The organism is Roseomonas gilardii subsp. gilardii (assembly GCF_023078375.1).
GTDB lineage: Bacteria > Pseudomonadota > Alphaproteobacteria > Acetobacterales > Acetobacteraceae > Roseomonas > Roseomonas gilardii.
The window spans coordinates 80,377-106,723 of record NZ_CP095555.1; the positions used below are offsets into that span (position 1 = coordinate 80,377).

The 26,347-nt window shown below is 65.6% G+C and carries 21 protein-coding genes and 4 pseudogenes; 16 read left to right on the forward strand and 9 right to left on the reverse strand.

All coding sequences use genetic code 11. The features are described 5' to 3' along the window. Nucleotides 1-52: 52 nt before the first annotated feature. Both MVG78_RS19875 and MVG78_RS19880 read right to left on the reverse strand, forming a co-directional pair. Nucleotides 53-799: a hypothetical protein gene (locus tag MVG78_RS19875; protein WP_247560942.1), complete on the reverse strand. Its 747-nt coding sequence runs from the start codon at nucleotides 797-799 to the stop codon at nucleotides 53-55. A 50-nt stretch (nucleotides 800-849) separates the two neighbouring features. After that, nucleotides 850-2,190 carry an aminotransferase-like domain-containing protein gene (locus tag MVG78_RS19880; RefSeq protein WP_345892901.1) on the reverse strand — a complete coding sequence of 447 codons (1,341 nt, stop codon included), beginning with the start codon at nucleotides 2,188-2,190 and terminating at the stop codon, nucleotides 850-852. A gap of 266 nt (nucleotides 2,191-2,456) precedes the next feature. On the opposite strand from MVG78_RS19880, the gene MVG78_RS19885 reads away from it, so the two are divergent. From MVG78_RS19885 to MVG78_RS19900, 4 genes are read left to right on the forward strand one after another with little or no spacing between them, the layout of a single operon-like run. Continuing rightward, complete coding sequence (locus MVG78_RS19885) at nucleotides 2,457-3,749, forward strand: hydroxymethylglutaryl-CoA reductase, degradative (protein WP_247560945.1); 1,293 nt, start codon at nucleotides 2,457-2,459, stop codon at nucleotides 3,747-3,749. Nucleotides 3,750-3,753: 4 nt separating this feature from the next. Then, nucleotides 3,754-4,236 (forward strand): hypothetical protein, encoded by a 483-nt coding sequence (locus MVG78_RS19890; protein WP_247560947.1) that lies wholly within the window; start codon nucleotides 3,754-3,756, stop codon nucleotides 4,234-4,236. Continuing rightward, nucleotides 4,233-5,621: a tripartite tricarboxylate transporter permease gene (locus MVG78_RS19895; RefSeq protein WP_247560948.1), complete on the forward strand. Its 1,389-nt coding sequence runs from the start codon at nucleotides 4,233-4,235 to the stop codon at nucleotides 5,619-5,621. The genes MVG78_RS19890 and MVG78_RS19895 overlap by 4 nt, the downstream gene beginning before the upstream one ends. A gap of 4 nt (nucleotides 5,622-5,625) precedes the next feature. Further along, nucleotides 5,626-6,534, forward strand: coding sequence for a hydroxymethylglutaryl-CoA lyase (locus tag MVG78_RS19900; protein WP_247560949.1), 909 nt, complete (start codon nucleotides 5,626-5,628; stop codon nucleotides 6,532-6,534). Nucleotides 6,535-6,648: 114 nt separating this feature from the next. Here the strand turns inward: MVG78_RS19900 and MVG78_RS19905 are convergent. Both MVG78_RS19905 and MVG78_RS19910 read right to left on the reverse strand, forming a co-directional pair. Further along, a pseudogene (locus MVG78_RS19905) lies at nucleotides 6,649-7,740 on the reverse strand (IS630 family transposase). 221 nt (nucleotides 7,741-7,961) lie between these two features. After that, entirely contained in the window at nucleotides 7,962-10,709 is a 2,748-nt protein-coding gene (locus MVG78_RS19910; RefSeq protein WP_247560950.1) for an HAD-IC family P-type ATPase, read from the reverse strand. A 160-nt stretch (nucleotides 10,710-10,869) separates the two neighbouring features. Here MVG78_RS19910 and MVG78_RS19915 point away from each other — a divergent pair, with 160 nt between their 5' ends. The 3 genes and pseudogenes from MVG78_RS19915 to MVG78_RS19925 all read left to right on the forward strand — a co-directional run bounded on the left by MVG78_RS19915 (nucleotide 10,870) and on the right by MVG78_RS19925 (nucleotide 13,843). Continuing rightward, nucleotides 10,870-11,805 carry a helix-turn-helix domain-containing protein gene (locus tag MVG78_RS19915; RefSeq protein WP_247560951.1) on the forward strand — a complete coding sequence of 312 codons (936 nt, stop codon included), beginning with the start codon at nucleotides 10,870-10,872 and terminating at the stop codon, nucleotides 11,803-11,805. A 169-nt stretch (nucleotides 11,806-11,974) separates the two neighbouring features. Continuing rightward, nucleotides 11,975-12,088 (forward strand): annotated as a pseudogene (locus tag MVG78_RS19920) (IS110 family transposase); the annotation flags it as partial. Between the two features lie 798 nt (nucleotides 12,089-12,886). Continuing rightward, nucleotides 12,887-13,843: a PLP-dependent cysteine synthase family protein gene (locus MVG78_RS19925; protein WP_247560952.1), complete on the forward strand. Its 957-nt coding sequence runs from the start codon at nucleotides 12,887-12,889 to the stop codon at nucleotides 13,841-13,843. A gap of 40 nt (nucleotides 13,844-13,883) precedes the next feature. Here MVG78_RS19925 and MVG78_RS19930 read toward each other — a convergent pair whose 3' ends face one another. Continuing rightward, nucleotides 13,884-14,504, reverse strand: a complete 621-nt coding sequence (locus MVG78_RS19930; RefSeq protein WP_247560953.1) for a GNAT family N-acetyltransferase — start codon at nucleotides 14,502-14,504, stop codon at nucleotides 13,884-13,886. A 710-nt stretch (nucleotides 14,505-15,214) separates the two neighbouring features. Here MVG78_RS19930 and MVG78_RS19935 point away from each other — a divergent pair. The 7 genes from MVG78_RS19935 (at nucleotide 15,215) to MVG78_RS19970 (ending at nucleotide 23,127) form a co-directional block, all read left to right on the forward strand. Further along, complete coding sequence (locus MVG78_RS19935; protein WP_247560954.1) at nucleotides 15,215-16,216, forward strand: LLM class flavin-dependent oxidoreductase; 1,002 nt, start codon at nucleotides 15,215-15,217, stop codon at nucleotides 16,214-16,216. Between the two features lie 26 nt (nucleotides 16,217-16,242). Continuing rightward, on the forward strand, nucleotides 16,243-17,580 hold the full coding sequence (locus MVG78_RS19940) for an LLM class flavin-dependent oxidoreductase (protein ID WP_247560955.1): 1,338 nt from the start codon (nucleotides 16,243-16,245) through the stop codon (nucleotides 17,578-17,580). Beyond that, nucleotides 17,580-18,128, forward strand: a complete 549-nt coding sequence (locus MVG78_RS19945; protein WP_428480850.1) for a GNAT family N-acetyltransferase — start codon at nucleotides 17,580-17,582, stop codon at nucleotides 18,126-18,128. Before MVG78_RS19940 ends, MVG78_RS19945 begins: the two co-directional genes overlap by 1 nt. 70 nt (nucleotides 18,129-18,198) lie before the next feature. Then, entirely contained in the window at nucleotides 18,199-19,980 is a 1,782-nt protein-coding gene (locus MVG78_RS21655) for an amino acid ABC transporter permease/ATP-binding protein (RefSeq protein WP_282615082.1), read from the forward strand. Between the two features lie 85 nt (nucleotides 19,981-20,065). Beyond that, complete coding sequence (locus MVG78_RS19960) at nucleotides 20,066-20,989, forward strand: ABC transporter substrate-binding protein (RefSeq protein ID WP_428480851.1); 924 nt, start codon at nucleotides 20,066-20,068, stop codon at nucleotides 20,987-20,989. Nucleotides 20,990-21,081: 92 nt separating this feature from the next. Beyond that, nucleotides 21,082-22,047 carry an ABC transporter substrate-binding protein gene (locus MVG78_RS19965; protein ID WP_428480852.1) on the forward strand — a complete coding sequence of 322 codons (966 nt, stop codon included), beginning with the start codon at nucleotides 21,082-21,084 and terminating at the stop codon, nucleotides 22,045-22,047. Between the two features lie 9 nt (nucleotides 22,048-22,056). After that, nucleotides 22,057-23,127 carry an LLM class flavin-dependent oxidoreductase gene (locus MVG78_RS19970; RefSeq protein ID WP_247560956.1) on the forward strand — a complete coding sequence of 357 codons (1,071 nt, stop codon included), beginning with the start codon at nucleotides 22,057-22,059 and terminating at the stop codon, nucleotides 23,125-23,127. Nucleotides 23,128-23,294: 167 nt separating this feature from the next. Here the strand turns inward: MVG78_RS19970 and MVG78_RS19975 are convergent. The 4 genes and pseudogenes from MVG78_RS19975 to MVG78_RS19990 all read right to left on the reverse strand — a co-directional run. Next, nucleotides 23,295-23,493, reverse strand: a pseudogene (locus MVG78_RS19975) (recombinase family protein); the annotation flags it as partial. A 638-nt stretch (nucleotides 23,494-24,131) separates the two neighbouring features. Next, nucleotides 24,132-24,413: pseudogene (locus MVG78_RS19980) on the reverse strand (ABC transporter substrate-binding protein); the annotation flags it as partial. Continuing rightward, a complete protein-coding gene (locus tag MVG78_RS19985; RefSeq protein WP_247560958.1) occupies nucleotides 24,296-25,180 on the reverse strand; it encodes a site-specific integrase in 885 nt (294 codons plus the stop codon). The gene MVG78_RS19985 and the pseudogene MVG78_RS19980, both read right to left, overlap by 118 nt. Nucleotides 25,181-25,204: 24 nt before the next feature. Further along, nucleotides 25,205-25,366, reverse strand: a complete 162-nt coding sequence (locus MVG78_RS19990) for a hypothetical protein (protein ID WP_247560959.1) — start codon at nucleotides 25,364-25,366, stop codon at nucleotides 25,205-25,207. A gap of 344 nt (nucleotides 25,367-25,710) precedes the next feature. Here MVG78_RS19990 and MVG78_RS19995 point away from each other — a divergent pair, with 344 nt between their 5' ends. Next, entirely contained in the window at nucleotides 25,711-25,920 is a 210-nt protein-coding gene (locus MVG78_RS19995) for a helix-turn-helix domain-containing protein (RefSeq protein ID WP_247560961.1), read from the forward strand. A 64-nt stretch (nucleotides 25,921-25,984) separates the two neighbouring features. Next, on the forward strand, nucleotides 25,985-26,341 hold the full coding sequence (locus MVG78_RS20000) for a hypothetical protein (protein WP_247560963.1): 357 nt from the start codon (nucleotides 25,985-25,987) through the stop codon (nucleotides 26,339-26,341). The last annotated feature ends 6 nt before the right edge of the window (nucleotides 26,342-26,347 follow it).

The window sequence follows — 26,347 nt, forward strand, 5'->3', positions numbered from 1 at the left end:
ATGCTTCGCAGTAGCAGTGATCGGCTTGATCACGCCGGACAACGCCGCATTGTCACCGTGGCACCAAGTCACCGGACGAAGTTTCGGTAAGCCTGAGATCGTCCAGTGATAGCTTGAGACGTGGGATTTTGGGCCAGAGAGCGAAAGTCCTCAGCTCTGCGGCAATCGCGGCTGACGATCGTGCATTCAGGGATCGCTGCTCGTGCCAGATCTCCACAATGCTGCCATTGTGGCTTAGACCGAGGCCGTGTTCCCAATACGAGATGTATGTGATGCCTTCATCAGCGGCGTAAGCCTGCCCTATGCCGGCAGATTGATCACGGGCGTACTCCCAGTTGTTCGGCCGCATAGCGACAGAACCGTCCAGGGAGGGCCGGATGGCCATGCCGGTCAGCAGGCTCAGGGCACGTTGGTCCAGCGGACGGTACGACGCTACTCCCAGACCGCCATCTTCCTGAGGTGTGATGGCGGCGATCAGGTGCTCGCCTCGCTGTAGCGTGACGATCTCCTGACTCAGATCCACCGTGCGTAGAGACAAACACCAGTCCTCTGTGCCAATATCCAACACCGCCTTATCCGACATGCCCCGACCCAACTCTTCTGCCAGACGTGACCAAGCTGGTTCGAAGGTTTGCCAGGTCGGCGATGAAGCTGCGTGCTCCTGGAGCAGGCGCAGCAACACTTCGGGTGGCAGATCGGCTGCCATCGGCATTGGTACAGGCAGATATGCGTCCGGGATGCCGTACTGCTCGCGGTAGTCTCTCTCGAGACGGAGCAGAACAAATTCATCGTTGTTCAAGCAACCTCCTGTTCGGCGTATTGCGGCGCGTAAAGAATAATCGCTTCTCACTAGCTAGGCTGGACATCGCGCCAGAACGCCAACAAACGTGGGTCACTGGCATGCGCGACGTTGATCCGAAAGGCGGCGGTACCTGCCTGGCGATCTGGTCGGAATACAGTGCTGGGTGCGAGAAAGATGCTGCGCTCGGCTGCCATCCGGCATAGTCGCGCCTCATCAGTGCCTGGTGGCATTTCAAGCCAAAGGTAGAAGCCGCGATCCACAGGCGCAGCCACCGGCAGACCAAGGGCGTGCAGTTCGTCCAGAGCCTGCGCCGTCGCCGCCTCCACGCGAGTTTGCAGCCGGCGTAGGTGCCGTCGATAGTGGCCGCCGGCAATCAGGCCAAAGACTTGCCGCTCGACATGGTCGGAGGTCGCAACCGCGGTCAGTAGTTTGATATCCGCCAGCGCATCCGCCAGCGCCGGTTGAGCGGCGACATATCCGACTCTCAATGAGGCAGAAAGCGTTTTGGAGAAGGTTCCGACGTAAAGCACGCGGTTCAACTGGTCGAATCCTGCCAGGCGGGGCCTGGTTGCCGGCAGGATATCGGCGAAGGGGTCGTCCTCCACGATATGGAAGCCGTGGCGCTCAGCCGTCAGTAGTAATCCGTAGGCAGTGGGCAATGACAGCGTTCCAGCCGTGGGATTATGTGCCAGCGACTGGGTGAAGAAGACCTTGGGTCGTTCGGTAGCGAGTTTTTCCTCCAGATCCATCAGGTCGGGACCGTCAGCCAAGCGCCGGATACCGACCACCCTCACCTTGCTCAGCCGAAGCTTGCCGAAAAGCGGGTAATAGCCCGGATCATCAACGAAGGCGGTGTCGCCCGGCTCCAGCAGGTGCCGCATGATCAGGTCGAGAGCGTGGTTGGCGCCGTGCGTCATCAGCACCTGCTTCGGAGCACAACGGATGCCGCGCTCGGTCAGCGACAAGGCGATGTGCTCGCGCAGTGGCCCGAATCCCCAGGAACTGCCATAGCCGTGTTCGACCGCCTTGCCACGTAACAGGTTGGCGCGTCCGAACTGCACACCGATTTCCGAACCTTCCATCCAGCAGGCCGGTGGACGGCCGTCGCCTGGCCTCAGTTCATAGTGCTGGTCGAGTTGCTCGCGTAGCAGGGAGACGAGGTCCAACGCCTCCACAACATGTTTTCGGGGCTGGGCGGCCTGGGCCGACGGCTTGCTCCGGACGTAGTAGCCAGAGCCCGGCCGTGCCTCGATCCGTCCCAAGGCCACCAGGCTATCGTAGGCCTCCGCCATGGTGTTCTTGGATACGCGATGCTCGAGGGCCGCTTTGCGGATCGAGGCCAGGCGGTCGCCAGACTGCAGGGCACCCTCGTCGATGCGAAGAGACACTGCCCGGACGATAGCCTCGACACGGGATATGGGGTGATCGTTCCCCCGAAATTGACCCAGTGATTCTACCATGACAGTCCTGACATGATGGTCGCCAACCGTCCCTTGTTCCAGAAATCGTCCTGGGACAGCTTTATAACCATACCGCCAGCAGAATGGCGGCGAAAGAACCATGGGGGAGGTCCGAGGCGCGTTGACGCACCCTTGCCCATGGCCGTGTTCAAGGCCTGCCGGCCATCACGCCGGCGACAGATGCTAGGGTGATCATGTCGAGCCAGCTTCCCAACGCACCGCGCAACGCCCGCATCAGCGGGTTCCACAAGATGTCGGCTGAAGAGCGATTGGCTCAGGTCGCGGCCTTCGCCGGGCTCGATGCCGCCATGACGGGGCAGCTTGGCAAAGCCGGCAACATCGACCCGCATCTGGCCGACCACATGATCGAGAACGTCATCTCGACAATCAGCATCCCCGTTGGCATCGCCACGAACGTGAAAGTCGATGGTCGCGACGTGCTGGTCCCGATGGCGACCGAAGAGTCCTCGGTGGTCGCGGCGGTCTGCAACTCGGCCCGCCAGTGCTATGACGCCGGCGGCTTCATCACGTCCATGTCCGGTATGGACATGATCGCGCAGATCCAGATGGTCGGCGTTCCCAACCCCGAGGACGCCCGCATCCGCATCCTGGAGCGCAAGGATGAGATCGCCGCGATCTGTAACGATTGCGACCCCATGCTGCTCAAGCTGGGTGGTGGCTTCCGCGACGTCGAGGTCCGCCTGATCGACAGCAAGAGCGGCCCAATGGTGGTCACCCATATCGTCGTCGACACACGTGATGCCATGGGCGCCAATGCGGTCAATACGATGGCCGAGCGGCTGGCTCCGAGAATCGAGGCCTGGGGTGGCGGCAAGGTCTATCTCCGGATCCTGTCCAACCTTGCCGACCGCCGCCTGGCACGAGCACGCGCCGTCTGGCCAGTTGAGGCGATCGGTGGCTCTGCCGTGCGAGACGGCATGATCTCCGCCTACCACTTCGCCGAAGCGGACCCCTACCGTGCCTCGACCCACAACAAAGGCATCATGAATGGCATCTCCGCCGTGGTGCTGGCCACGGGCAACGATACCCGGGCCGTAGAGGCCGGCGCCCACACCTATGCCGCCCGAAAGGGACGCTACACCAGCCTGACCAGCTGGGAATCCGACCAAGATGGCAATCTCGTCGGCACGATCGAGCTACCGCTGGCCGTGGGCCTCATCGGCGGCGCAACCAAGATCCATCCTACCGCCCAGGCCTGCCTCAAAATTCTGGGTGTGACGTCAGCCGAGGAGCTTGCGCGCATCATGGCCGCCATCGGCTTGGCCCAGAACTTCGGTGCGATGAAGGCGCTGGCCACCGTCGGCATCCAGCAGGGTCATATGTCGCTGCATGCCAACAACGTGGCCATTGCGGTTGGTGCGGTCGGAGAGGAAGTGGCGAGGCTGGCGAGGATCCTGATCGAGAAGAAACAAGTCCGCCAGGACGTTGCCCTGGCCGAACTGGCCAAGCTACGTGGGGAGAAATGAGACCATGGATGCACACCCCCTCCGTGCCACCGCTCCGTCCGGTGCCAGGCCGGACGGTGCCGCATGGCCCTACGCGGAGGTCTGGGGCGACACCGTTGTTCTGAAGGATCTGGGGAAGTCGGTGGTGATCGGTGCGCTCATCGCGCTGGCGTGCTACTTCGGCGCTCGTTGGATCCTGTCGGGCTTCGTTGCCACGCCGCAAATCGCCAAGACCTATGCGATGCTCTTCGGGCTGATCGGCTGCATCATTGCCGGCGCGGTGTGTGCCCGGCTGTTCGTGCCCAAGCGTGATCTCAGCGAACAGGCGCATGACGACGCCTGGCGGGAGGCGACATTGGAAAAACTGGCGATGGAAGCGCAAGGACTTGGCCGCATCGCCGATCTGCCTGCTAGCGTGCAGGCAGAGATGCATGAACTCGGTCTCTACGACAGCTTCGTGCGGTACGAGGCGAAGCTTACGACCCAGGCAGAAGGGGCCCGGGTATGACCGGCGACCTGGTTATGGAGATCGTGACCGCGGTTGCCATGGGTCTGGCTGGAGCGGTGCTGTTCAGTGCTATCGGCTTGATCTCAGGCACGGACGAGACGACAACCCTCGCGCCCATCACCCTGCTCATCGTGCTGCTGGGCGTCCCTCCGGTCGGTGTCTTCACGTTCTGGCTTGCCGCCGCCGTGTCCAAGCACATGACCCATGCGGTGCCGACGGCCTTGCTGGGCATTCCCGGTGACACGCTGGCGGTACCATTGATGCAGCAGGCCACCAGTCTGAGGAACCTTGGTGTTCCACACATAGCGCTACGCAAGATGATATCGGGTGCCATCATTGCCGCCTTCGTGGCAGTACCACTGGCTGTGCTCTTTGCCGTGCTGCTGGCACCTTTCGGTGCAGCTATTACAAGTGCTGCGCCCTGGATCTTCCTCGCTGCGGCGATTCTTGTCGCATACTTCTCGCCTGGCCGTTGGTCGGCTGTTGCCGCACTCGTTCCCTTCGTGCTGATGATCGTCGCGTTGCAGACACTGACCCGTGGCTACGGGATTAGCCTGTCGGTTAGCTACTTCCTTGGCATCGCCATCGGACCCCTGGTCGCCGACCTATTTTCGGTGCTGTCGCCCATCGATCGGCCACGCATGCTGCGGGAGAAGCCGCGGAGTTTCGTTCTGGCACCGGACGTGAAGTCCTGGGGTGGCTACTTCCCCAACCCGTTCCGCGTGCTCGATCCCTCGCAGACTGCCTGGACGGTCGCCACCGCTGCTATCTCCTCAGCCACTTTCGTCTTCTCGCCGGTGGCAATGACGGTGATGATGGGCGAGGTTGTAGGATCGCGCGTCAAACACGCCTATCACCGATTGACTTCGGTACTGGCGGCCCGCAACGGAGTGACCGAGGCAACCTATATCGCCGAAGCGCTCATCCCGTTGATTGCCTTCGGCCTGCCGTTATCGCCGGTTGCCGCAGGGCCAGCTGCACCACTGTTCAACGCTCCGCCGGTCTTTACCATCAACAGTGCCACGGGAGAGATCCATAACCTGCACACCATGATGTCACCCTGGCAGTTCCTCGGCTATGGCATCATCGCCGTCATTCTGGCGGCCCTGATCGCCTATCCCTTCGCAATGAACTACGCGCGAAGCGCGGCTGCCTTCGTGTCCTACAGGTTGAGCCACGAGGCCATCATCGCCACTTTCGTGGGCTTGGTACTGGTGATCGGCGTCTGGGAAGGCGGGCTTCTGGCACTGATGGTCATCCTCGCAGTGGGCTTGGTCGGCGGCACGCTGTATCGCGTGCTGGGACTGAACACCGGCGTACAGTTCATGTGCTACTACGCCGCGGTTCTTACCGTACCCGGTATCGTCAAGCTGATCGCAGGCTGAGAGCATGAAAGTTCCTCCGACAGTCCGCATTGTGGAGATGGGTCCGCGCGACGGCTTGCAGAACGAGGCGCGGCCGGTTTCCGTCGCCACGCGGATCGCATTGATCGAGGCGCTGGCCGATGCCGGGCTGCGCAGCATCGAGGCGGGCAGCTTCGTCTCGCCGAAATGGGTGCCGCAGATGGCCGGCACGGCGGAAGTCCTGGCCGGGATCGCGCCGCGCCCGGGCGTCGGCCACCCCGTGCTGGTGCCGAACCTGAAGGGGCTGGAAGCGGCGCTGGCCGCCGGGGCGCGGGAGATCGCGGTCTTCGGCGCGGCCTCGGAAAGCTTCTCGCGCGCCAACATCAACTGCTCCATCGCCGAGAGCCTGGAGCGCTTCGCCCCGGTGGTGGAACAGGCGCTCGCCGCCGGGCTGCGGGTGCGCGGCTATGTCTCCTGCGTGCTCGGCTGCCCCTACGAAGGCCGGGTGGCGCCGGAGGCGGTGGCGCGCGTCGCGGCGGCGCTGCACCGCATGGGCTGCTACGAGATCTCGCTCGGCGACACGATCGGCACGGGCACGCCGCTCGCCGCGCGGCGGATGCTGGAGATCGTGGCGGAGCAGGTGCCGCTGGAACAGCTGGCGCTGCACTTCCACGACACCTACGGCCAGGCACTGGCGAATATCCTGGCCTGCCTGGAACTCGGTGTCTCGGTGGTGGACAGCGCCGTGGCCGGGCTGGGCGGCTGCCCCTATGCCAAGGGCGCCTCGGGCAATGTCGCGACCGAGGATGTCGTCTACATGCTCGACGGCATGGGCATCGCGACCGGTGTGGACCTCGCCCGCCTCGCCGCGGCCGGGCGCATGATCTGCGCCGCGCTGGAACGCGAGCCAGCCTCCAGGGTGGCTCGCGCCCTCGCCGCGCGCGCTTCGGGATAAGGTTGTACCGTTTGGTTTGATCAATCTGTACATTGACGGGGAAAAACGAATTCCTCAACGTGATGTAGAAAGCATTATTAATATTATGGTCTATTAGTGTCCCGAATCTGAAGTTCACGCCGTTTCGGTAGATGGTGGAGTGTTTCGGACGCAGCATCGTTCGATGCTGGCCAGGATGTCGTCGGCGGACTTGGTCCAGCGGAAGGGCTTCGGGTCGGCATTGTGGTGGTCAATAAACCGACTGATGGCGTCCTACAGGGCGGCGACGCTGCGGTGGATGCCTCGCCTGATCTGCCGCTCCATGAGGAGTGCGAAGAAGCGCTCAACCTGGTTCAACCAGGAGGAACTGGTGGGCGTCAGGTGGACGTGCCAGCGCAGCCGCCTGGCCAGCCAACTCCGGACCAGTGGTGCCTTGTGGGTGGCGTAGTTGTCCATGACGAGGTGCACGTCGAGGCCGGACGGCACGGCGGCCTTGATCTCGTCGAGAAAGCGGCGGAACTCGCTCGCGCGATGGCGCGGGTAGCATTTGCCGTTCACATGGCCGGTGGCGATGTCGAGGGCGGCGAATAGCGATGTGGTGCCATGGCGGGTGTAGTCGTGACTGCGCCGTGCGGGCTGACCCGGACGCAGCGGCAGCATCGGCTGGCTGCGATCAAGCGCCTGGATCTGGCTCTTCTCATCCACGCAGAGCACCAAGGCATGCGCGGGTGGCGAGACGTAGAGGCCGACAACGTCGCGTACCTTGGCCACGAAGTCTGGATCGGTCGAGAGCTTGAAGGTTTCCAGCCGGTGCGGCTGCAGGCCGAAGGCGCGCCAGATGCGCTGGACGGTGGAGACGGACATGCCGGACGCGCGCGCCATGCCGCGTGAGCTCCAGTGTGTCGCATCCGGTGGCTGGCTCTCCAGCGTGCGCACGATCACCGCCTCGATCCGCTCATCTTCGACCGTCCGTGGTGCACCGGAGCGGGGCTCGTCCCGCAAACCGTCCAGGCGCTGCCCGGCAAAGCGACGCCGCCACTTGGCAACGGTCGCTGCATCCAAGCCCAGCCGGGCTGCCACCGCCTTGTTCTGCTCGCCCTCGGCGCAGGCCAGCACGATGCGGGCGCGCGCAGCCAGCGCCTGAGCGGTGCGGCGACGGCTCGCCAGTGCCGAAAGCTCAGCCCGCTCCACTTCACTTAGCTCCAGAGCAACCGCGCGACGTCCCATCCCGGCCTCCTGGACTGGCCGGAAACTCTCCCACCTTCCAATAACTGGATACAAGCGCGAACTTCTGGTTCAGCACAATAGCATCCGGTGCGATTGAGGGCCAGGATGGACCGGCCCTAGCACACAAGTCCACCTATGGCAACAAAGCCCATGTCCTCTTGAACAAGAAATCGGCCTGAATCCACAGTGAAATTGGTCTCCTCGTTGACCGGAAGCAACCATCACGGCGCAGGCCGGGCCGAGCGACGCGAGAGCCTTCGGATGGCCATCTTCTCTGTCTCAACCAGGAAAAAGAACACCATTCCCGCGAACAGGAGGCCAAGCCATGTGCCGGGGCCCATGCCTTGGGTCTCGAACAGCAATTGCAACGGCGGCGCGTAGGTGAAGAGCAGTTGCAGGATCACCACTGCCCCGATGCCCAGAGGCAGGGCACGGTTGTCGAGATGAACCTTCAGATCCAGTGAAGATTCGACCTTGAAGCGACTGTTAAGAAGGTAGAAGACCTGCCCCAGCACCAGGGCATTGACAGCCGCGGTGCGCGCGAGTGCGTCGGAGGCGTCATCTCTCCTCATCCAGGCGAAGGCCCACAGCGTTAGCACCAGCAGCGCTACGCCAACGAAGGCTACGCGCCACAGGCCGAAGGCGTCGAGGATGGGGCGGGAGACTTCACGTGGCGGGCGGCGCATCACATCCTTCTCATGCGGCTCGAAAGAGATGACGAGGCCAAGAGCGACGGAAGTCACCATGTTCACCCACAGGATCTGGGGCGCGGTAATCGGCGGTGCGAAGCCTAGCAGGATGGCAACCATGATCACGAGCCCCTGCGCGACATTCGTCGGCAGCATGAACAGGATGGCCTTCTCGATATTGTTGTAGACGGTACGCCCTTCCTTCACAGCAAGGCTGATGGAGGCGAAGTTGTCATCGGCCAACACCATCTCGGCCGCTTCCTTGGTCACCTCGGTACCTTTGATGCCCATGGCGATGCCGACATCCGCCTTCTTCAGGGCTGGCGCATCATTGACGCCGTCGCCGGTCATGGCCACGATCTGCCCATTGGCCTGAATAGCCTTGACCAAGCGTAGCTTGTGCTCGGGAGTGGCTCGCGCGAAGACGTCTACGTCGCGCACGCAGTCCTGCAGCTCAGCCTCGTTCATCCGCTCGATCTCGACCCCGGCCACAGCGGTCTTGCCATCTCCGATACCGAGCATTGCAGCAATCGCGGCGGCGGTGATCTTGTGGTCGCCCGTGATCATGGTGACCCGTATGCCGCCCCCATGACATTCTCGCACGGCAGAGACAGCTTCGGCTCGCGGCGGATCGAGCAGGCCGACAAGGCCGAGCAGCATGAGGTCATGGGGCAGGTCCGCCGCTTTCAGCTCCCCGCCCGGGAGTCCAGGCTGCAGCTTCCAGGCCAGGGCAAGAACCCGCTCGCCCTTTGCTGCCAACTTATCCGCCGCCGCCAGCCAGGTGTTAAGGAAGAGTGGCGCGGATTGCCCGGCGCCCAGCAACTCCCGGTCACAGTGGCGCAGGATGACCTCCGGTGCTCCCTTCACCAGCAGCATTTCTACCCCTTGATCATCGCGGTGTAGGGTGGCCATGAACTTGTGCTCGGACTCGAAGGGAATGATGTCAACGCGCTGGTGCGCCGCCAGCACCGCTTCCCGCCCCAGCCCTACCTTGGTCGCGAAGGGATACAGCGCCGCCTCGGTGGGGTCGCCCTCTACCTTCCAGGTGCCCTCCTTCTCGAGCAGTTCCGCGTCATTACAGAGGATGGAGACGCGCCCCATCCCCTCCAGGGCCGCGTCATCCCCCGCAGGCACGCCCTCCTTCAGGATTTGACCCTGCATGGCATAGCCCTGCCCCGTCACGGTGTAGCTGCCGCCGGCGGTGACGGCCGAGGTAACCATCATTTCCATCAGTGTCAGCGTCCCGGTCTTATCGGAGCAGATCCGGGAGACCGAGCCCAGAGTCTCGACGGCCGGCAGGCGCCGGATAATGGCATGGCGCTGTGCCATCCGCTGCACGCCGATCGCCAGCGTTACCGTGATGAGTGCGGGCAGGCCCTCCGGAATCACCGAGACGGCGATGCTGACCACGGCCTGGAAGATATCGATGAAAGGCATGCCGCGAATGAAACGGCCGAAGAGGAAGACCAGGACGCTGACGATGCCGATGGCGGTTGTGATGACATAGCCGAACTTCTTGATTTGCCGCAGCAGCGGCGTGTCCAAGGCACTGACACCGGACATCAGCTGGTTGATGCGGCCAAGTTCGGTCGCGGCGCCAGTCGCCACCACCACACCTATCCCGCGCCCGGAGGCGACCAGTGTCCCGGAGAAGGCCATGTTTGTCCGATCCCCCACGGTTGCCCGCCGTGGCAAGATCTCGGTAGTCTTGTCGATCGGCACCGACTCGCCGGTAAGAGCGGCCTCCTCCGTCCGCAGGCTCTTCACCTCGACCAGACGCAGGTCAGCTGGGATCTTGTCCCCTGATTCGAGCAACACGATGTCGCCCGGCACCAGTTCCTCGGCTGGGATGATCCGCAACTTGCCAGCGCGGCGAACGCGAGCCTCAGCCGAAAGCATGTTGCGGATGGAATCGAGAGCTTTCTCCGCCTTGCCCTCCTGAATGAAGCCCAGCAGGGCATTGAGGAGCACCACGGCCAGAATGATCCCAGCATCCAGCCAGAGACCGATCAGGAGCTTCACGAAGCCGGCCGCGAGCAGGACATAGACGAGTATGCTGTTAAGCTGCTGGAGGAACTTCCGCAGCGGCCCTGTCTTCTGGCCTTCCGGAAGGCGGTTGGGGCCATGCCGCTGCAAGCGCTTCCCCGCTTCCTCGACGGAAAGTCCGGTTTCCGCCGTGGTGTTCAGGTCCTTTATGACCGCCTCAGCGGTGGCAGCGTGCCAGTCAGCGACCGGGCCGTCGCTCGCAATCTTGTCAGCCTTTCGGGCTGCGGTGTCCATGAGCACACTCCGTCCTTCCGCCAGCTCAGCGTGACATGCACGTCGCGGCCAGCTTACCATAACAAAAGTGTTGCAATCCCTTTGCCAGCAGGCAAGTTGATGCTTGCCTTCCTCTGTTGTTGGCGGTCGACTTCGCTGTTGAATTCCTGGTACCACTGATGTGCCGACGGCCGTCACGCCGGAGGCTGTTGTGGTTGGATCACGCGGCCAAAGCTGGTGCCGCTCGTTTGGCCGCGAGCCGCTTTCGGGCGATGCCGACACGCTCGCCCTCTACGCCTGCGCCGGCCGCGGCCTCAGCCCCGCCTCGCTGCGCGTCCACCTCGCCGCCATCCAGGCCGCCCACCGCCTGGCCGGGGTGGCGCTGGACCCGCGCGAGCCGCGGCTGGCCATGGTGCTCGAAGGCATCGCCCGCAGCCATGGCACCCAGCCCCGGCGCAGAGCCGCCGCGGCCGGCCCGGACGCGCTGCGGCTGATGCTGGCCGCCCGCCCGCCCGGCACCGCAATCCCGGAGGTCGCGGCCTGGCGGCGAGGCTGGCTGCGGGCGGGAGAGGGGGTGCCGGCCCTCCTCGCCGCGGAAGCCGTGGCCCGCTGGATGCGCGAGGCCGGGGAAGGCGACCTCGCCCGACCGGAGCCGCAACAGGCGCTGTTCCTGGCCGCCGTGCTGCTGAAGCGCCGGTGGCGGCTGGGTCACGTGCCTCTGGTCTTCTGGGCAGGGGCCGGGCCGGGGGAGCGGCTGCCGCGACCCACCGGGGATCCGGCCGCGTGGCCGGGGCTGTTCCTCACCCGCTTGGCCGCCGCCGCGCGAAAGGGGCTGGAGGTGCTGGATCGCCTGGAGGCGGCACAGCAGCGACTTGCCGCGCTGGCCGAAGGCGCGCGGCGCTCCTCCTCGCTGCCGACCGCGGCGGAACTGGTGCTGCGCCGGCCACTCGTTACCGCGCCGCAACTGGCCAGGGACCTCGGCCTGACCCATCAGGGCGCGCTGCTGATCCTGGCCAGGCTGCAGAAGGCCCGGATCGCTCAGGAGGTGACGGGCAGGGGGAGCTTCAGGGCTTACGCGGTTAATGTCACTTCCCACACGGGATGGAGCAGCACGTGAAACTGGGGAAGTTCGTGGTTGGCGGGACCTTCTGGTGCGGCGACCATCCCCTTCAAAATACCCAGGTAGTCTAGATACGGTAATCGGGTCGGCGTGGTAGCGGAGGTTGCTGCGGCTGGATGTTCTTCCATGTGACCCTCGGGAATCATGAGTTGAGGGAGGCACCGAGATGACCCACTGCGCCGGGATCGACGTCTCGCTGGAGACGAGCAGCATCTGCATCGTGGACGCCCAGGGACTGATCCAGCGCGAATTCAAGATGGAGAGCGAGCCGGAGGCCATCCCAGAACCGCGAACTCGCCCTCCGCGTTCTCACCCACAACCCCGTGCTCCTCGCTGAAGCCGCATGAGCGTTTCAACAGAGCAAGCACGGTGAAGACCACCGGAGCCGATAAACGACCACTCACAGCCTCATCAAGAAGATTTTCGGTTATTCGCCTGTCTTCACAGAAGGAAACCAGCGAAGGTCGGACAACTTCGATCAGTCTATTTCATCGACAGGATCTTCCGGTCCGGCGATCTTGTCGCTCCATGGTACTGGAGTTCGGACCCATGCAGATCCTCGTCATACGAAAGGCTTTCTGTTGTTGAGCTGTGATGACGTCACCCTGCTATCGCAGATCAAGAACCAAGCCCTGGAAAACTCCGAATGTCCTGCCTGCCCCTTGTAGCCCTACAGCACACAGCATCCGTCCAGATCACGAGAGGCCCTCGGGAGCCGCTCAACCCACTTCATACCTCGCAGCCCATCAGCTTCCGTGGGCATTTCGTCGGCGTCCTGCTGCAACGGAAATCGGACTCACTTGTCCTCGCCAGGCATTCCGCCGTGAAACCGCTGGAGGGACGGGTCTTCGCCGGATCCGCGGAAGCGATCCGCGCGGTGCGCCAAGCCATGATTGCGGGCCAGCAGTCCGGGGCGAGCACCTGACACCGTCCGTCGGTGCCTGAGCATGGCGCTGCCCGCGCATGTCTCCGCCAAGGGCAGAGTCCGCCGCGCGCCCTCCGATGCGACGCCGGGGCAATCCGATTTCACCGACATCGCACTGCCAAGTCGAAGTGCCATCATCGCGAAGGATGCAGCATGGGTAGGATCTATGACAGTCTCTCCGATCTGGTCGGCGACACGCCGATGTTGGAACTGCACCGCATCCGGCAGAGGTGGAATCTCGATAGCCGCCTGATCGGCAAGATCGAGTACCTGAATCCCGCCGGCAGCATCAAGGACAGGACAGCCTGGGGCATCATCCGGGAGGCCGAAAACAGCGGCCGTCTGAAGCCGGGCGACCTGCTGGTGGATGTCACCAGCGGCAATACGGGCATCGGGCTGGCGGCGGTGGCGGCATCGCGGGGATACCGAACGAAATTCTACCTTCGGAACATCATCAGCCAGGAGAAGATCAATGTGCTGCGCCAGTATGGCGCCGAGGTCGTCCTGATCGACAATCACGAGTTCCTCGAACCGGGTGCGATCGACGCGATCCTGACGCGGATCCAGAATGAGAATCCGGACGCGTACTTCACGGACCAGCGCGGCAACCAAGCCAACTGGCGCATCCACGAGGAGACCACCGGCCCCGAGATCTGGCGGGACACGGACGGCACGGTGGATGTCCTCGTAGGGGCTGTCGGCACGGGGGGGACGATCTCCGGCACCGCCCGCTTCCTGAAGGCGCAGAAGCCTGGCGTCAGGATCGTCGTCGCGGAACCGAGTCCGGACTCCATTCCTTCGAAGGAGCATCCCTATGCGGAGACCATCGAGGGCGTGCACAAGGTCACGGATGTCGAGAAGACTCTGCTTCCTGGTAACTTCGACGCGGAAGTGGTTGACGAGACCCTTGCCGTGAGCGTGGCCGAAGCACGACGGGTGGCGCAGCTCCTGGCCCGAGAGGAAGGACTCCTCGTTGGAACGTCTGGTGGCGCGGTGCTGTCCGTCGCACTGGCCGTCGCCGCCCGACCGGAACATGCCGGCCAGACCATCGTCGTCATCTTTCCCGATAGCGGGGAGCGTTACCTCTCCACGCAAACTACGCCCGCCTGAGGCGTCCGCCGCCGGCGGCGGGGGCGTTGTGACCGCCGCTTCACCCAACCGGCGTGAACTGTGCGAGGCGTCCGAGAATGCGCGCTTCCTGCTCGGATTTGATAGCGTTGACCTCCACTGTCGCCTCTTCGAAGGAGCGGGCGGGCCGGCGCAGGGGCGAGCAACCGGGCTGGCCCGCCTTGACACCGATATGCTTTTCAAACGGCAGCGAGCGGTAGAGCGCGGGGGCGGCATCCAGGTCGAACAACGGGCGGAAGCCCAGCTTCAGGTACAGGGCGACCGCCTCCGGCTGGCGGAAGCCGGTGGTCAGATAGGCGCGGGTATAGCCGAGATCGCCGGCGCGCTTCTCCAGCGCCGCCATGATCCGGTGTGCCAAGCCCTGACGGCGCATCGCCGGATGCGTCCAGACGCGCTTGATTTCGACCGTCTCGTCGTCATGGCTCATGAAGGCCCCGCCCGCGACGACATGGCCATCCTGCAGCAGGACCAGGAAATCGCCCAGCGGCGGCACAAAGGCGGCGGGCGGATAGCGGTCCACCTCGGCACGCGCACCGCCGGGACGATCAGTGCCATAGCGATCGGCGAATTCGGCGACGAGCCCGTCCAGCACGACCTGGGCCTCAGCCGCGAGTAAAGAGGAATGGATGATGGTTTCGCTCATCTCTGATCTCTTCTCGGACAGCGCGTAGCCGCACACGTCGCCCAGCGTGGCGAAGGCTGTGTGGCAGCATGGCCAATGGCAGCGTTGCTGTCATAGCGACGGGACATGCTGGACAAGGGGAGCATCATCCGTGCTGGCCAGTATGGTTCCTTGCCGGCGACGTCCGTCTGGGTTGACTTCATGGCAATAACTTATTGTCGCCTTTGAAGTAAATCTGCTGAAGAACAAGATCAACAGAATGATTTTCCATAGTTTTGCGAACCGAGAGGGTTTTGTTGTCCAAACTTCGTCACGGATCGAATGGCCGTCCCATGGCGCGCGATCTTCTGCTTGTTCCAGGGTCAGATACCCGGGGGAACATAGCCGGGTCCGCCGCTCATCATCCATCCTCCGAACGTCTCACCGAACCACGATCACCACGGCGTCCGGAATACACGGTAGAGGACGGGATCGAGAGAGAATGACGTCCTCATAACGGCTGGCCTGATGCTACCCGCCCACCAGAACCCCGGACATGCCATGCAATGCCGGCGTGAGGGCTGTCGCAGCGTGCGTCGTTCACGCCGATGCAAACAAACTCGTTGAAGACGGCAGCGGAGAATATGTCTGTTGCCGCGCGCGGAACTACACAATCCGGTTCTCTTGTCTCCGGGGTCCGCTCCCGTCAATTTGTCCTTACCGGAAACAGAGACAAGAAGCCGCTGGCCGTCATGTCCTATCTGCTCAGCATTCTCGACAAGAGCCCTGTCGTTGCCGGCGAAACAGCCAGTTCGGCCCTGCGCCGCACGATCGATCTGGCGAAGCGCGCGGAGAAGCTTGGCTATCATCGTTTCTGGCTGGCGGAACATCATGGCGCCCCCGGCCTCGCTGGCGTGGCGCCGGAGATCCTGGCCTCGCATCTCTTGGCCCACACCGACCGCATCCGCATCGGTTCCGGCGGCGCGATGCTGCAGCACTACAGCCCCTACAAGGTCGCGGAGAGCTTCCAGCTTCTGGCGGCGCTGGCGCCGCACCGCGTGGACCTGGGCATCGGCAAGGCGCCCGGCGGCCTGCCCTTCACGACGCGCGCCCTCCAGTGGGAACGCCGGGATGATGCGGCGGGCTTCGACGAGAAGCTGCAACTGCTCGACGGCTTCCTGCGGAACAGCCTGCCGGCGGATCATGCCCTCGCCGGCGCGGTGGCCAACCCGCGCCCCGAGGTGGCGGCGGAACGCTTCCTGCTGGGGGCGAGCCCGGAAAGCGCGATCCTGGCGGCCCGGCTCGGATGGTCCTTCGTCTATGCGGGCCATTTCAACGGTGACCCCGCCCAGCTCGCGCAAACGCTTGGGACATTCACGGCGCGGGCACCGGGCCAGTCGCCCATGCTGGCCCTGGCCGTCCTGGTCACCCGCACGGAGGAGGAGGCCAGGCAGCGCCTCGCCGCGCACCGCATCTACCGCGTCACCCTGGAAACAGGGCAGTCGGTGAATGTGGGCAGCGCCGAGCAGGCCGCGGAGTTCGCCCGCCAGGCCGGTGTCACGCGCTACACCACCGAGGAACGCAGGCCGGCGGTGCTGGCGGGAACGGCGGAGCAGGTTCGGACGGAGCTGTCCCATCTGGCCTCACGCCACGGGATCAGGGAATTCGTCCTGGACCTGCCTGTGCCTGACGAAGAAGCGCGCATCGCGACGATCGAGCTGCTGGCCCAGGACCGCGTCCTGGCCGCGGCCTGATCTCAGCACAAGGATAATCCACCGCTATGAGCACTCGCCCCATCACCTTCGGAATCATGCTTCAGGGCCCCGGCGGCCACATGAATTCCTGGAAGCATCCGAGCGTCCCGCCGGATGCCAGCGTCAACCTGGGCTTCTTCGTCGATACCATCCGCAAGGCCGAATCCGCGGGGATCGCCTTCGCCTTTGTGGCCGACGGGCTCTACATCAACGAGAAGTCGATCCCGCATTTCCTGAACCGGTTCGAGCCGCTCACCATCCTGTCCGCGCTCGCCGCGGTGACCTCGCGCATCGGACTCGTCGGCACCGTCTCCACCTCCTATAGCGATCCCTTCACCGTGGCGCGGCAGTTCGCCTCGCTCGACCTGATCAGCGGGGGCCGGGCCGGGTGGAATGCCGTGACCTCGCCGCTCGAAGGGTCCGCGAAGAACTACGGCCGCCCCCATCCCGAGCATGCCCTCCGCTACGAGATCGCGGCGGAATACATCGACGTGCTGAAGGGCCTGTGGGATTCCTGGGACGATGACGCCTTCGTCCGCGACCGGGAAAGCGGCACCTTCTTCGATCCGGCGAAGCTGCACCGGCTGAATCACAAGGGGCGCTTCTTTTCCGTCGAGGGTCCGCTCAACATCGGACGTTCCGCGCAGGGACAGCCGGTCATTTTCCAGGCCGGTTCCTCCCCCGCCGGCATCGCCCTGGCCGGCCGGCATGCTGACGCGGTCTTCAGCAATGCGCGCTCGATAGAGGAAAGCCAGGCCTTCTACCGCAAGATCCGGCAAAGTGCCGAAGCGCATGGACGCCGCCCGGACGCCATCAAGTCCTTCCCCGGCATCGGTCCCATCGTCGGCGCCACGCAACAGGAAGCGGAGGAGAAGCTCCGGGTCATCCGTGACCTGGTGACCCTGCCGGAAGCGCTCAACTACCTGGGCCGCTTCTTCGACCACCACGATTTCACGCAGTACGATGTGGACGCGCCCTTCCCCGATCTGGGCGATATCGGGCGCAACAGCTTCCAGTCCACCACCGATGCCATCAAGCGCAATGCACGGGAACGGAAGCTGAGCCTGCGCGAGGCGGCGCTGGAAGCCGCCACGCCCAAGACGAATTTCGTCGGCACCCCGGAGGCGGTGGCCGAGGAAATCATCCGCTGGGTGGATGCCGAGGCCGCGGATGGCTTCATCCTCGGCTTCCCCGTCATCGGCGAGGGCTTCGACGACTTCTCGCGCCTCGTCCTGCCCATCCTCCAGGAACGCGGCCGCTACAACCCCGTGCAGGAGGGCCGCACGCTCCGCGATCATCTCGGCCTGCCCTTCCGCGAGAGCGTCCATGCGGCCGAGCCCCCGCTGCTGCGGCGGAGCGCCTGATGATGGCGTCCGGGACGGTGCTGGACATCCTCCATACGACGCCGTTGGACCCGAAGGCCCGGCCGCTGCTCGACGCGTTGCTGGCCGAGTATGACCGGCGCTACGGGACCTTTTTCGATCCGCGTGGCGCCTCGGCCGAGCTGGAACGCTACCCGGCGGCGCTCTTCGCCCCGCCGGACGGGGCCTTCCTGCTGCTGCTGCGCGACGGCGAAACGGTCGGCGGCGGCGCCTTCATGCGCCATGACGAGAGCACCGCGGAACTCAAGCGCGTCTGGGTGCGCGAGGATCTGCGTCGGCAGGGGCTCGCACGCCGCATCCTGACTGTGCTCGAGGTGCAGGCGGCGCGCCAGGGTTATTCCCGCCTCTATCTCACGACCGGCTTCCGCCAGCCGGAAGCCGCGGGCCTCTATCTCAGCAGCGGCTACCGGGCGCTGTTCGACCTGGAGGTGGACCCGGAGGTCCATCGCAAGCTGCCCTTCGAGAAGCCTATCGGTCAGCCGTATCCCCGCCGGATGGCAGAGGCCTGTTGTCCGCGACAGGCCCACTGACCCGAGGTCGGTTCCGCCCGCCGGCGAACAGGATGACGCCGCGCCGCTGAAGCTCTCCGAGAGACCCATCATGTCCGCCACGACCGCCCTGAGGGAAACGGCCACGCAGCCGCCCGCCCCTGCCCTTCCCATTTCCGGCCATTACCGGATCGTGCCGGCACGTTATCCGTGGCGTGTCGCCGGAACCGTCTTCTCCGCGCTCGTCATCGCCCTGGTGCTGCAATCGGTGTTCACCAACCCGCGCTGGGGCTGGGATGTCTTCGCGGAATGGTTCTTCTCCGCGCCTGTGCTGGAGGGGCTGGGGCGCACACTCCTGCTCACGGTGCTCGGCTCGGCGCTGGGCTTCCTCTTCGGAACGCTTCTCGCCCTGGCACGGATCTCGGGCTCGCCCCTGCTGGCGGGCCTGTCCTGGTCCTATGTCTGGCTGCTTCGTTCGATCCCGCTCATCGTGCTGCTGCTGGTGCTGAACAACCTCGGCTATCTGTACGAGACCATCTGGCTGGGCATTCCCTTCACCGACATCACCTTCGCACGCTACCAGACCACGCAGCTGATGGGCCCCTTCATGGCCGCGGTCCTGGGGCTCATGCTGAACCAGGCGGCCTTCTGCTCGGAGATCATACGGGGCGGCATCCTCTCGGTGGACCAGGGGCAGCTCGAGGCGGCGGCGGCGCTCGGCCTTCCCCGGCGGCGGCAGGCCACCCGCATCGTGCTGCCGCAGGCGATGCGCTCGATCCTTCCCACCGGCTTCAACGAGATCATCGGCCTCGCGAAGGGCACGTCGGTCGTCTACATCCTGGCCCTGCCGGAGCTGTTCTACACGATCCAGGTGATCTACCGGCGGAACCTGGAGGTCATCCCGCTCCTGATGGTCGCGACCGTCTGGTACTTGGTGATCCTGAGCGTCCTCTCCTTCGCCCAGTACCATATCGAGCGGCATTTCGCGCGCGGTGCCCTGCGCCAGCTCCCACCCGGCCTGTTCGACCGGTTCCGCGGGCGCAGGCAGGCGCCCACCGGCCTGGCGCCAGAACTGCCTGTCGCGGAGGCCGCCCCCGCCGCCGGAAGCGGATGGGCGGAGGAGGCGCGCGCCCCCGCCGGTGAGGTGGTGGTGAGCGGCGTCTCGAAGTCCTTCGGCGATGTGAAGGTGCTGGACGATGTCAGCCTGCGGGTGCCGGCCGGCAGCGTCACGGTGATCCTGGGGCCTTCCGGCTCGGGCAAGTCCACGCTGCTGCGAAGCATCAACCATCTGGAACGGGTCGATGACGGCATCATCGCCATCGACGGGCAACTCATCGGCTATCGCGTCCAGGGCGACACACTCCACGAGCTGAAGGAGCACGACATCCTGCGGCGGCGGGTCGATGTCGGCATGGTGTTCCAGAATTTCAACCTGTTCCCGCATCTCACGGTTCTGGAGAACATCATCGAGGCGCCGGTGACGGTGCGTGGCGAGAGCCGCGCGAAGGCTACCGCGCGAGCGCGCGAGCTGCTGGCCAGGGTGGGGCTGGCGGACAAGGCTGCGGCCTATCCGCGCCAGCTTTCGGGCGGGCAGCAGCAGCGCGTGGCGATCGCCCGCGCGCTGGCGCTGCGGCCCAAGGTGCTGCTCTTCGACGAGCCCACCTCCGCGCTCGACCCGGAGCTGGTGGGGGAGGTCCTCGATGTCATCAAGGAACTCTCGCATCTCGGCACCACCCTCGTGATCGTCACCCACGAGATCGGCTTCGCGCGGGAGGTGGCGGACCAGATCGTCTTCATGGATGGCGGCCGGATCATCGAGACCGGCCCACCCGGTCGCGTCCTGTCCGCACCCGAACACCCACGCACCTGGGAATTCCTGAGCAAGGTCCTCTGAAACGGCCCTCCCTCGCCGCGGCACGGAAACATCCCGCGCGGAACCGGGGGGGACGCCCGCACGAGCATCGTAGGAGAACAAGGCAGTGCCACAGATCCGGCGTCGACTCATCCTGACAGGCCTGTCACTGGCCGGCCTGTGCTCCCTCGCGCGGGCCCAGGTCGTCGATCTCGCGGCCGAGACGGCGCCGCCCATCCGCGGCGAGCGCGACGAGGCGGCGATCGCCCTGCTGAAGGATGTGCGCCTCCTCCGGGACGACACCCTGACCGTCGCTATCAATGTCGGACGCCTGCCGCTCGCGGGCTTCGCGGCGGACGGCAAGACGCCGGTGGGTTCCGAGCCGGGGATCGCCCAGCTTCTCGCCGACGGGCTCGGCAGGAAGCTCGAGATCGTGCCGGTGGCCTGGGCGGACTGGCCGCTCGGGCTGGCCTCCGGCAAGTACGATGCGGTCATCTCCAACGTGACCGTCACCGAGGCACGGAAGGAGAAGTTCGATTTCTCCACCTACCGCAAGGACCAGCTCGGCGCCTATGTGAAGACCACCGGGCCGATCACCGCCATCAAGGGTCCGGAGGATATCGCGGGGCTGCGGATCATCGTCGGCGCCGGCACGAACCAGGAGCAGATCCTCCTGCGCTGGAACCAGCAGAATGCCGCGAAGGGGCTGAAGCCCGCGGAGCTGCAATACTACTACGACGACGCGGTGCGCGCGCTCGCCATCCAGTCGGGGCGCGCGGATGTCTATTTCGGCCCCAATGCCATCGCTGCCTACGAAGCCCGGCGCGACGGCAAGACCCGGCTGGTCGGCAGCTTCAGCGGCGGCTGGCCGGTGACGGCGGAGATCGCCGTCGCCACGCGCAAGGGCAGCGGCCTGGCGGAGGCGGCGACGAAAGCCCTCAACACCCAGATCGCCCATGGCGCCTATGCCAAGGTGCTGGCGCGCTGGAGCCTTTCGGAGGAGGCGATCGAGCAGTCCCGCACCAATCCGCCGGGCTTGCCGAAGAGCTGACGGACCAACCGCGCCAGCATGCGTCCCCCGGGTCTGCCGGCTCCCAGCCTCGCCGGAGCGGGGCAGCGCCATTCGAGACAGGATATCAAGGAATGACCGACCACCCCGAGGAGACCGGTCCACGCCGCAGCCGGCGGCATCTCGGCTCCCTCGCAGCCAGCTTCGCCCTGCTGCTCGCCTCGCCCGCGCTGATGTCGCCGGCGCGGGCCATCGACCTGAGCCCGGGGCAGCCGGACCGGCCGCGCGGGCGGCGCAACGAGCAGGCGTTGGCGGCGATCCCCGCCAGCTTCCGCTTCGTGCGGGAGGAGGTCTTCACCGTGGCCATCGCGCCCGGTGGTCCGCCGATCGCCACCTATGCCACGGATGCCAGCACAGTGGTCGGCGCCGATCCCGACATCGCCTCCCTGATCGCGGATGCGCTGGGGCGCCGGCTTGAACTCGTGCCGGTGGCCTGGGCCGACTGGCCGCTGGGCCTGGTATCGGGGCGCTTCGACGCGGCCATCTCCAACATCGGCGTCACCGAGCAGCGCAAGGAGAAGTTCGACTTCTCCACTTACCGCCAGGGCCTGCACGGTTTCTTCGTCCGCAGCGACAGCCCGATCACCGCGATCCGCGAGCCGAAGGACGTGGCCGGTCTCCGGCTCGCCCTGGGCGCGGGAACGAACCAGGAGCGCATCCTGCTGCAATGGAGCAGGCAGAATGTCGCGAACGGCCTGAAGCCGACCGAGTTCCTGTATTTCGACGACGACACCGCCCGCAACCTGGCGCTGCTGTCCGGACGCATCGACGTGAATATCGGCCCGAATCCCAACCTGACCTATCAGGCCGTGAAGGATGGCCGCTCGCGCTCGGTCGGCACAGTCAGCGCCGGCTGGCCGGAGCGTTCAGACGTCGCCATCACGACGCGCAAGGGCAGCGGGCTGGCCGAGGCGCTGACCATAGCGGTCAACGGGCTGATGGAGGATGGCTCCTACGCGAAGGTCCTGGCGCGTTGGGGGCTGGAAGCGGAGGCGCTCGACCGCTCGCAGACCAATCCTCCCGGCCTGCCGAGGTTCTGAGGTGCAGCGATGACGGTTCCGGCCATCCGCCATATCGGCTTCCTGACCCCCGGCAACTACCGGGACGAGGACCCCCTCGCCGGGCTGGAGGATACGCTGCGCCTCTTCGCCCTCGGCGAGGAACTGGGTTTCGATAGCGCCTGGGTCAGGCAGCGACATCTCGAACCCGGCATCTCCTCCGGCGCCGTCTTCCTGGCCGCGGCGGCGCAGCGGACCTCGCGAATCGCGCTGGGCACCGCAGTCATCCAGATGGGCTACGAGAACCCGTTCCGACTGGCCGAGGATCTCTCGATGGCCGATGTGCTGTCCCGCGGCCGGCTCAACATCGGCGTGAGCGCCAGCACGCCCCTGTACCTGGATCTCCTCGGGCCGCGCATCCTCGGCACCGGCTGGGAAAGCCGCGCCTTCACCCACGCGCCGGTCGCGCAGCTCGTCGAGCATCTGCGCGGCGCCTTCCTGGGCGAGGCCGGGCGTCGGATCGCCTCGGCGGCGGGCAGCCACCGGCCGAGGCTCCGCCCGCATGCGGCGGGCCTGGCCGATCGCGTCTGGTACGGCGCCGGGTCGCTCGGCTCGGCCCGCTGGGCCGGGGAAAACGGCCTGAACCTGCTTCTGGGCAGCCTGACCTCCGGCGAGGGCACGGACTCTCTGTTCGAGGCGCAGCTCGCCCAGGTCAGGGTCTTCCGCGATGCGGCCGGACCGGCGTTGCGGCCCGGGATCGCGCTATCCAGGATCGCCCTGGGACGCGTGATCCTTCCCCTCGACAGCGCCTCGGCCGGGACCAGGCGGAAGTACCAGGACTACGCGGCATCCCGCCATGCCCGCACCCTGGTGCCACAGGGGGAACGGCACACCCTTTTTGGGCGCGACATCGTGGGAACGGGGGTGGAGATCCTGGAGGCCCTGCGGGACGATCCCGTCATGCGGGAGGTCGGCGAGTTCCGCCTGGAACTGCCCTATGGCTTCGAGTGGCACGAATACGCGCAGATCCTGGGCGATTTCGTCACGCATATCGCACCTGGCCTGGGATGGGGGGCGCCCACGGCAGGACCGTCGTCTCGCATGGCGGAGGCCAGCCCCTGACGCCATCGCTAGCCGTCCAGCCTGTTTCCCTGTCCGGTCCGACCCGGCCATGGTACTGGCCTTTCGCCACCGCGCCCGCGATCCCGCGAAGCGCGGCCCCCGGGGCAGGACAAGGCAGGAAGACAACTCTCCCGCACGCTTCAGCCTGCATCGATGGAACTTGATATTACATCATAAACGAGAATGGTGCTGAAACCGGCGTTGCCATTGCGGACATCGCTGATCAGACGCTGTAGCTCACTACGCCCGGCGATGCTGAGACCGCTCTTGCCATGATGGGCATAAGTCTGCACGATCTCGATACCGCGTGCACCGGATGGCCTTCGATTGGTTCTCCGTGGAATAGCGCTGATCATCCGTGGACATGCGGACGTACTCGGCAGCCTGCACCGGGCCAGCCTGCCGTTTTCCTGTTCTACTTGCCGGGCGCGGTCCCACATGCTCGTCCTTTCTCCGCAAGGCCAAGCTCCGAGCCCCTGAGTCCTTGGGATGCGGCCGTCGTGCCAGCCGTACCCTCCAGCGCCTCGGCGATGCTCAGGCGGCCGCTGATCCGCCCGCGCCGCGCCAGCACGGCGACGGCCGTGCCCGGCCGCAGCGCTTCGTAGCGTCCAGGCCGCACCAGGGCACACGGGGCCTGATCCCCGATGCGCAGGCACACGGTATAGCGGCTCGGGTTCCTGTTGCGGCACGGAGGCGGCGCTGACCCGGCCGGTGGCCGAGATCACCGGCGCCACCGCTATGCCGGTGGAGGCCGGCTGCCAGTTCCGCCCCAGCACCACCGCCTCCAGCCGCTCCACCGGCCGCCAGGCGAAGTCCGCCAGCCGGCGATGCAGCGCCTCGGTGGCGGCCATCCGGGCGGCGTCGCCCTGGGCATCCACCACCGCTGCCCGCAGCCGTTCCGCCTCCGCATCGCAGGGCCAGCCGACCCAGCCGCGGGCACAGCCCATGTTGGTGCCGATGTTGGTCATCGGGCTCTGCATCGTCGGGCCGGAGGCGAAGGTGATGAACATGTCCCATCCGCCCTTGTCGTTGGTTTCGCGGTTCTGCAGGCGCGCTGACACGGCGCCCCAATCGGTGAACTGCAGATCCACGTTGATGCCGCCCCGGGCCAGGGCCTGCGCCGCCACCTCCGCCATGCGGCCCATATACGGGATCTCATGGGTGGAGATCAGGACCACCTTCTCCCCGCGATACCCTGCTTCCGCCAGCAGCCGCTTCGCCGCCTCCACATCCGTCCGGCCGAAACGTTCGGCGCCGGCTTCCGTGCCGTTGGGACTGCCGCACACGAAATAGGAGTTGCAGCGCTTCCAGAAGCGCTCGTCGCCCGTGCATGCGGGTGATGACGATCGACGCCGAGACCGGATCGAGGTTGCGCAGATCGGCATGCGGCGCGACGCGCAGCACGCGATCGGCCGCCGGCTGCGCCGCTGCCGGCACGGCAAGGGCCAGGGGCGCGCACAAGGCGAGCCAGGGGACGATCTTCTGCCGCATGGATGTCGCGCTTTCCTGGTTTGCCGAAATTGCAGCATCCGCGCAGGATACAGAGGGCGGCGGCGTGGCATGAGCCGGCGTGGTTGTAGCTCTTCTCCGCCACGGCCGGCGTGTTGCCCACCAGGGCCGCCGCCAGGACCGGCGGCGCGCCCAGCCGCAGTGCCACGGTGGTGACGATGCTGTGCCGGATGCGGTGTGGCCCGAAGGATATTCCGAAACGCTCGCGCGACAGCCGCTGGATGCGGCTGCTGATGCCATGCGTGGTCAGCGGCCCGCCCTGCGCGCTGATCCACAGCGCCTCCTGCCGCCGCCCCGCCAGCAGCGCCGGGCGGATCACGTCGAGGTAGTGCCGCATCCACGGCGTGAAGCCCACGTGCAACCCAAAGCGGTCCCGCCGCTTCGTCTTGGTCTGCGCCGGCGAGAACTCCACCCGGAAGCCCCCGACCTGCAGCAGGCTCACCGAGCGCAACCGCCGGCCGCACAGCGCAAAGAAGACGATCAGCAGCCCGTCGCGATAGGCGACCAGCGCGTTAGGATCGCTCCCCCGCTCCAGCCGCGCCATGGCTTGCCGCATCAGGCCGATGCCCTAGTCGGCGATCACCTGCCCGTCCGGCACCACCAGGGGCCGCGCGGTCCTGGGCAGCAGCGCGTGTACCGACACGCCGTCGGGCCGGCGGATCCAGCCGGTGTCCGCCCCCGGCACGATCACCGCCAGCGCCATGGCCAAGTGGCTGAAGCGTCCGATCACCGTGTGGTCGGCATTGCCCGTCCGCCGCAGCTCATGAAAGAGCGCCCACAGCCGCGCGCGCGTGACGCGCTCCAGTGGCGGCTCATCCGGGTCAAGCCAGTCGCGGCTGGCCAGGAAGGCAGGCCGCCTCCGCTTCAGTGGCGGTCTGTGATACGGGCATGCGTAGCCATAGCCGGCTGATCCCTTCAGCAGCTGTGGTCGGGCTGACCAGGGTACTGGGACACCCTGGCTGGCCGATCTGACTTCTGTTCGTTTTTCCGAACACTGCTAGGATTATAACCAAGGCCTCACTGGCGCAAGAAAAATCGTTTCATGGTAACGAAATGCTAGCAGTGCAATGCAGAATGGCTAGAGCTGCCCTGGGCTTGGGAGTTCGAGAGGTCGCTGAGGCAGCCAAGGTTTCGCCGGACACAGTTGTGCGTCTCGAAAGAGGCGAAACTCTCAAAGAGAGAACCATCGATGCCATTCGCGGCGCTCTCGAAGTGGCAGGCGTGGAGTTCATTCCAGAGAATGGTGGAGGTGCCGGAGTGCGGCTGCGCAAGAGACCGTCGTGAAGATCCTGCCTTTCATGTCTGCCCTCGTCAGCAACTCCATCCTCCATCACATTGCGAGGCTCGGATGGCAGTAGCCGATGAAACGGGCGTTCTGGCCGGCGCCGTCTATGACGGCGATGGCAGGCTGGTCCTGGGCAGTGGTCCCACCTTCTCGCTCGGCCTGGTCACGGATTGCGCCTTCCAGGCGGTGCTGCACAACCTGGACGAGCCGGGGAACACGATCGAGCCGGGGGATCGCCTCTGGCTCCTGCCCGAAGGTCTGGTACCGGGCGCTGACCTTCCAGAGCACGTCCTGGCCAGCCTCGCCGCGGTGGTGCGGGCCGGTGGCAAGATCGTCGTGATGGCGGACGACGCGGAGGTTGGGAACTGGGCCTGCGAGGCCATCGAGCGGGCGCTCGTCGCGCGCCAGGGCAGCGCCTGAGCGCGG

What these genes read in the sequence shown, in the direction of transcription:
- MVG78_RS19885 (WP_247560945.1), top strand. Translation starts at nt 2,457, where the DNA reads ATGTCGAGCCAGCTTCCCAACGCACCGCGCAACGCCCGCATCAGCGGG.
- MVG78_RS19890 (WP_247560947.1), top strand. Translation starts at nt 3,754, where the DNA reads ATGGATGCACACCCCCTCCGTGCCACCGCTCCGTCCGGTGCCAGGCCG.
- MVG78_RS19895 (WP_247560948.1), top strand. Translation starts at nt 4,233, where the DNA reads ATGACCGGCGACCTGGTTATGGAGATCGTGACCGCGGTTGCCATGGGT.
- MVG78_RS19900 (WP_247560949.1), top strand. Translation starts at nt 5,626, where the DNA reads ATGAAAGTTCCTCCGACAGTCCGCATTGTGGAGATGGGTCCGCGCGAC.
- MVG78_RS19910 (WP_247560950.1), bottom strand. Translation starts at nt 10,709, where the DNA reads ATGGACACCGCAGCCCGAAAGGCTGACAAGATTGCGAGCGACGGCCCG.
- MVG78_RS19925 (WP_247560952.1), top strand. Translation starts at nt 12,887, where the DNA reads ATGGGTAGGATCTATGACAGTCTCTCCGATCTGGTCGGCGACACGCCG.
- MVG78_RS19930 (WP_247560953.1), bottom strand. Translation starts at nt 14,504, where the DNA reads ATGAGCGAAACCATCATCCATTCCTCTTTACTCGCGGCTGAGGCCCAG.
- MVG78_RS19935 (WP_247560954.1), top strand. Translation starts at nt 15,215, where the DNA reads ATGTCCTATCTGCTCAGCATTCTCGACAAGAGCCCTGTCGTTGCCGGC.
- MVG78_RS19940 (WP_247560955.1), top strand. Translation starts at nt 16,243, where the DNA reads ATGAGCACTCGCCCCATCACCTTCGGAATCATGCTTCAGGGCCCCGGC.
- MVG78_RS19945 (WP_428480850.1), top strand. Translation starts at nt 17,580, where the DNA reads ATGATGGCGTCCGGGACGGTGCTGGACATCCTCCATACGACGCCGTTG.
- MVG78_RS21655 (WP_282615082.1), top strand. Translation starts at nt 18,199, where the DNA reads ATGTCCGCCACGACCGCCCTGAGGGAAACGGCCACGCAGCCGCCCGCC.
- MVG78_RS19965 (WP_428480852.1), top strand. Translation starts at nt 21,082, where the DNA reads ATGACCGACCACCCCGAGGAGACCGGTCCACGCCGCAGCCGGCGGCAT.
- MVG78_RS19970 (WP_247560956.1), top strand. Translation starts at nt 22,057, where the DNA reads ATGACGGTTCCGGCCATCCGCCATATCGGCTTCCTGACCCCCGGCAAC.
- MVG78_RS19985 (WP_247560958.1), bottom strand. Translation starts at nt 25,180, where the DNA reads ATGGCGCGGCTGGAGCGGGGGAGCGATCCTAACGCGCTGGTCGCCTAT.
- MVG78_RS19995 (WP_247560961.1), top strand. Translation starts at nt 25,711, where the DNA reads ATGGCTAGAGCTGCCCTGGGCTTGGGAGTTCGAGAGGTCGCTGAGGCA.
- MVG78_RS20000 (WP_247560963.1), top strand. Translation starts at nt 25,985, where the DNA reads ATGGCAGTAGCCGATGAAACGGGCGTTCTGGCCGGCGCCGTCTATGAC.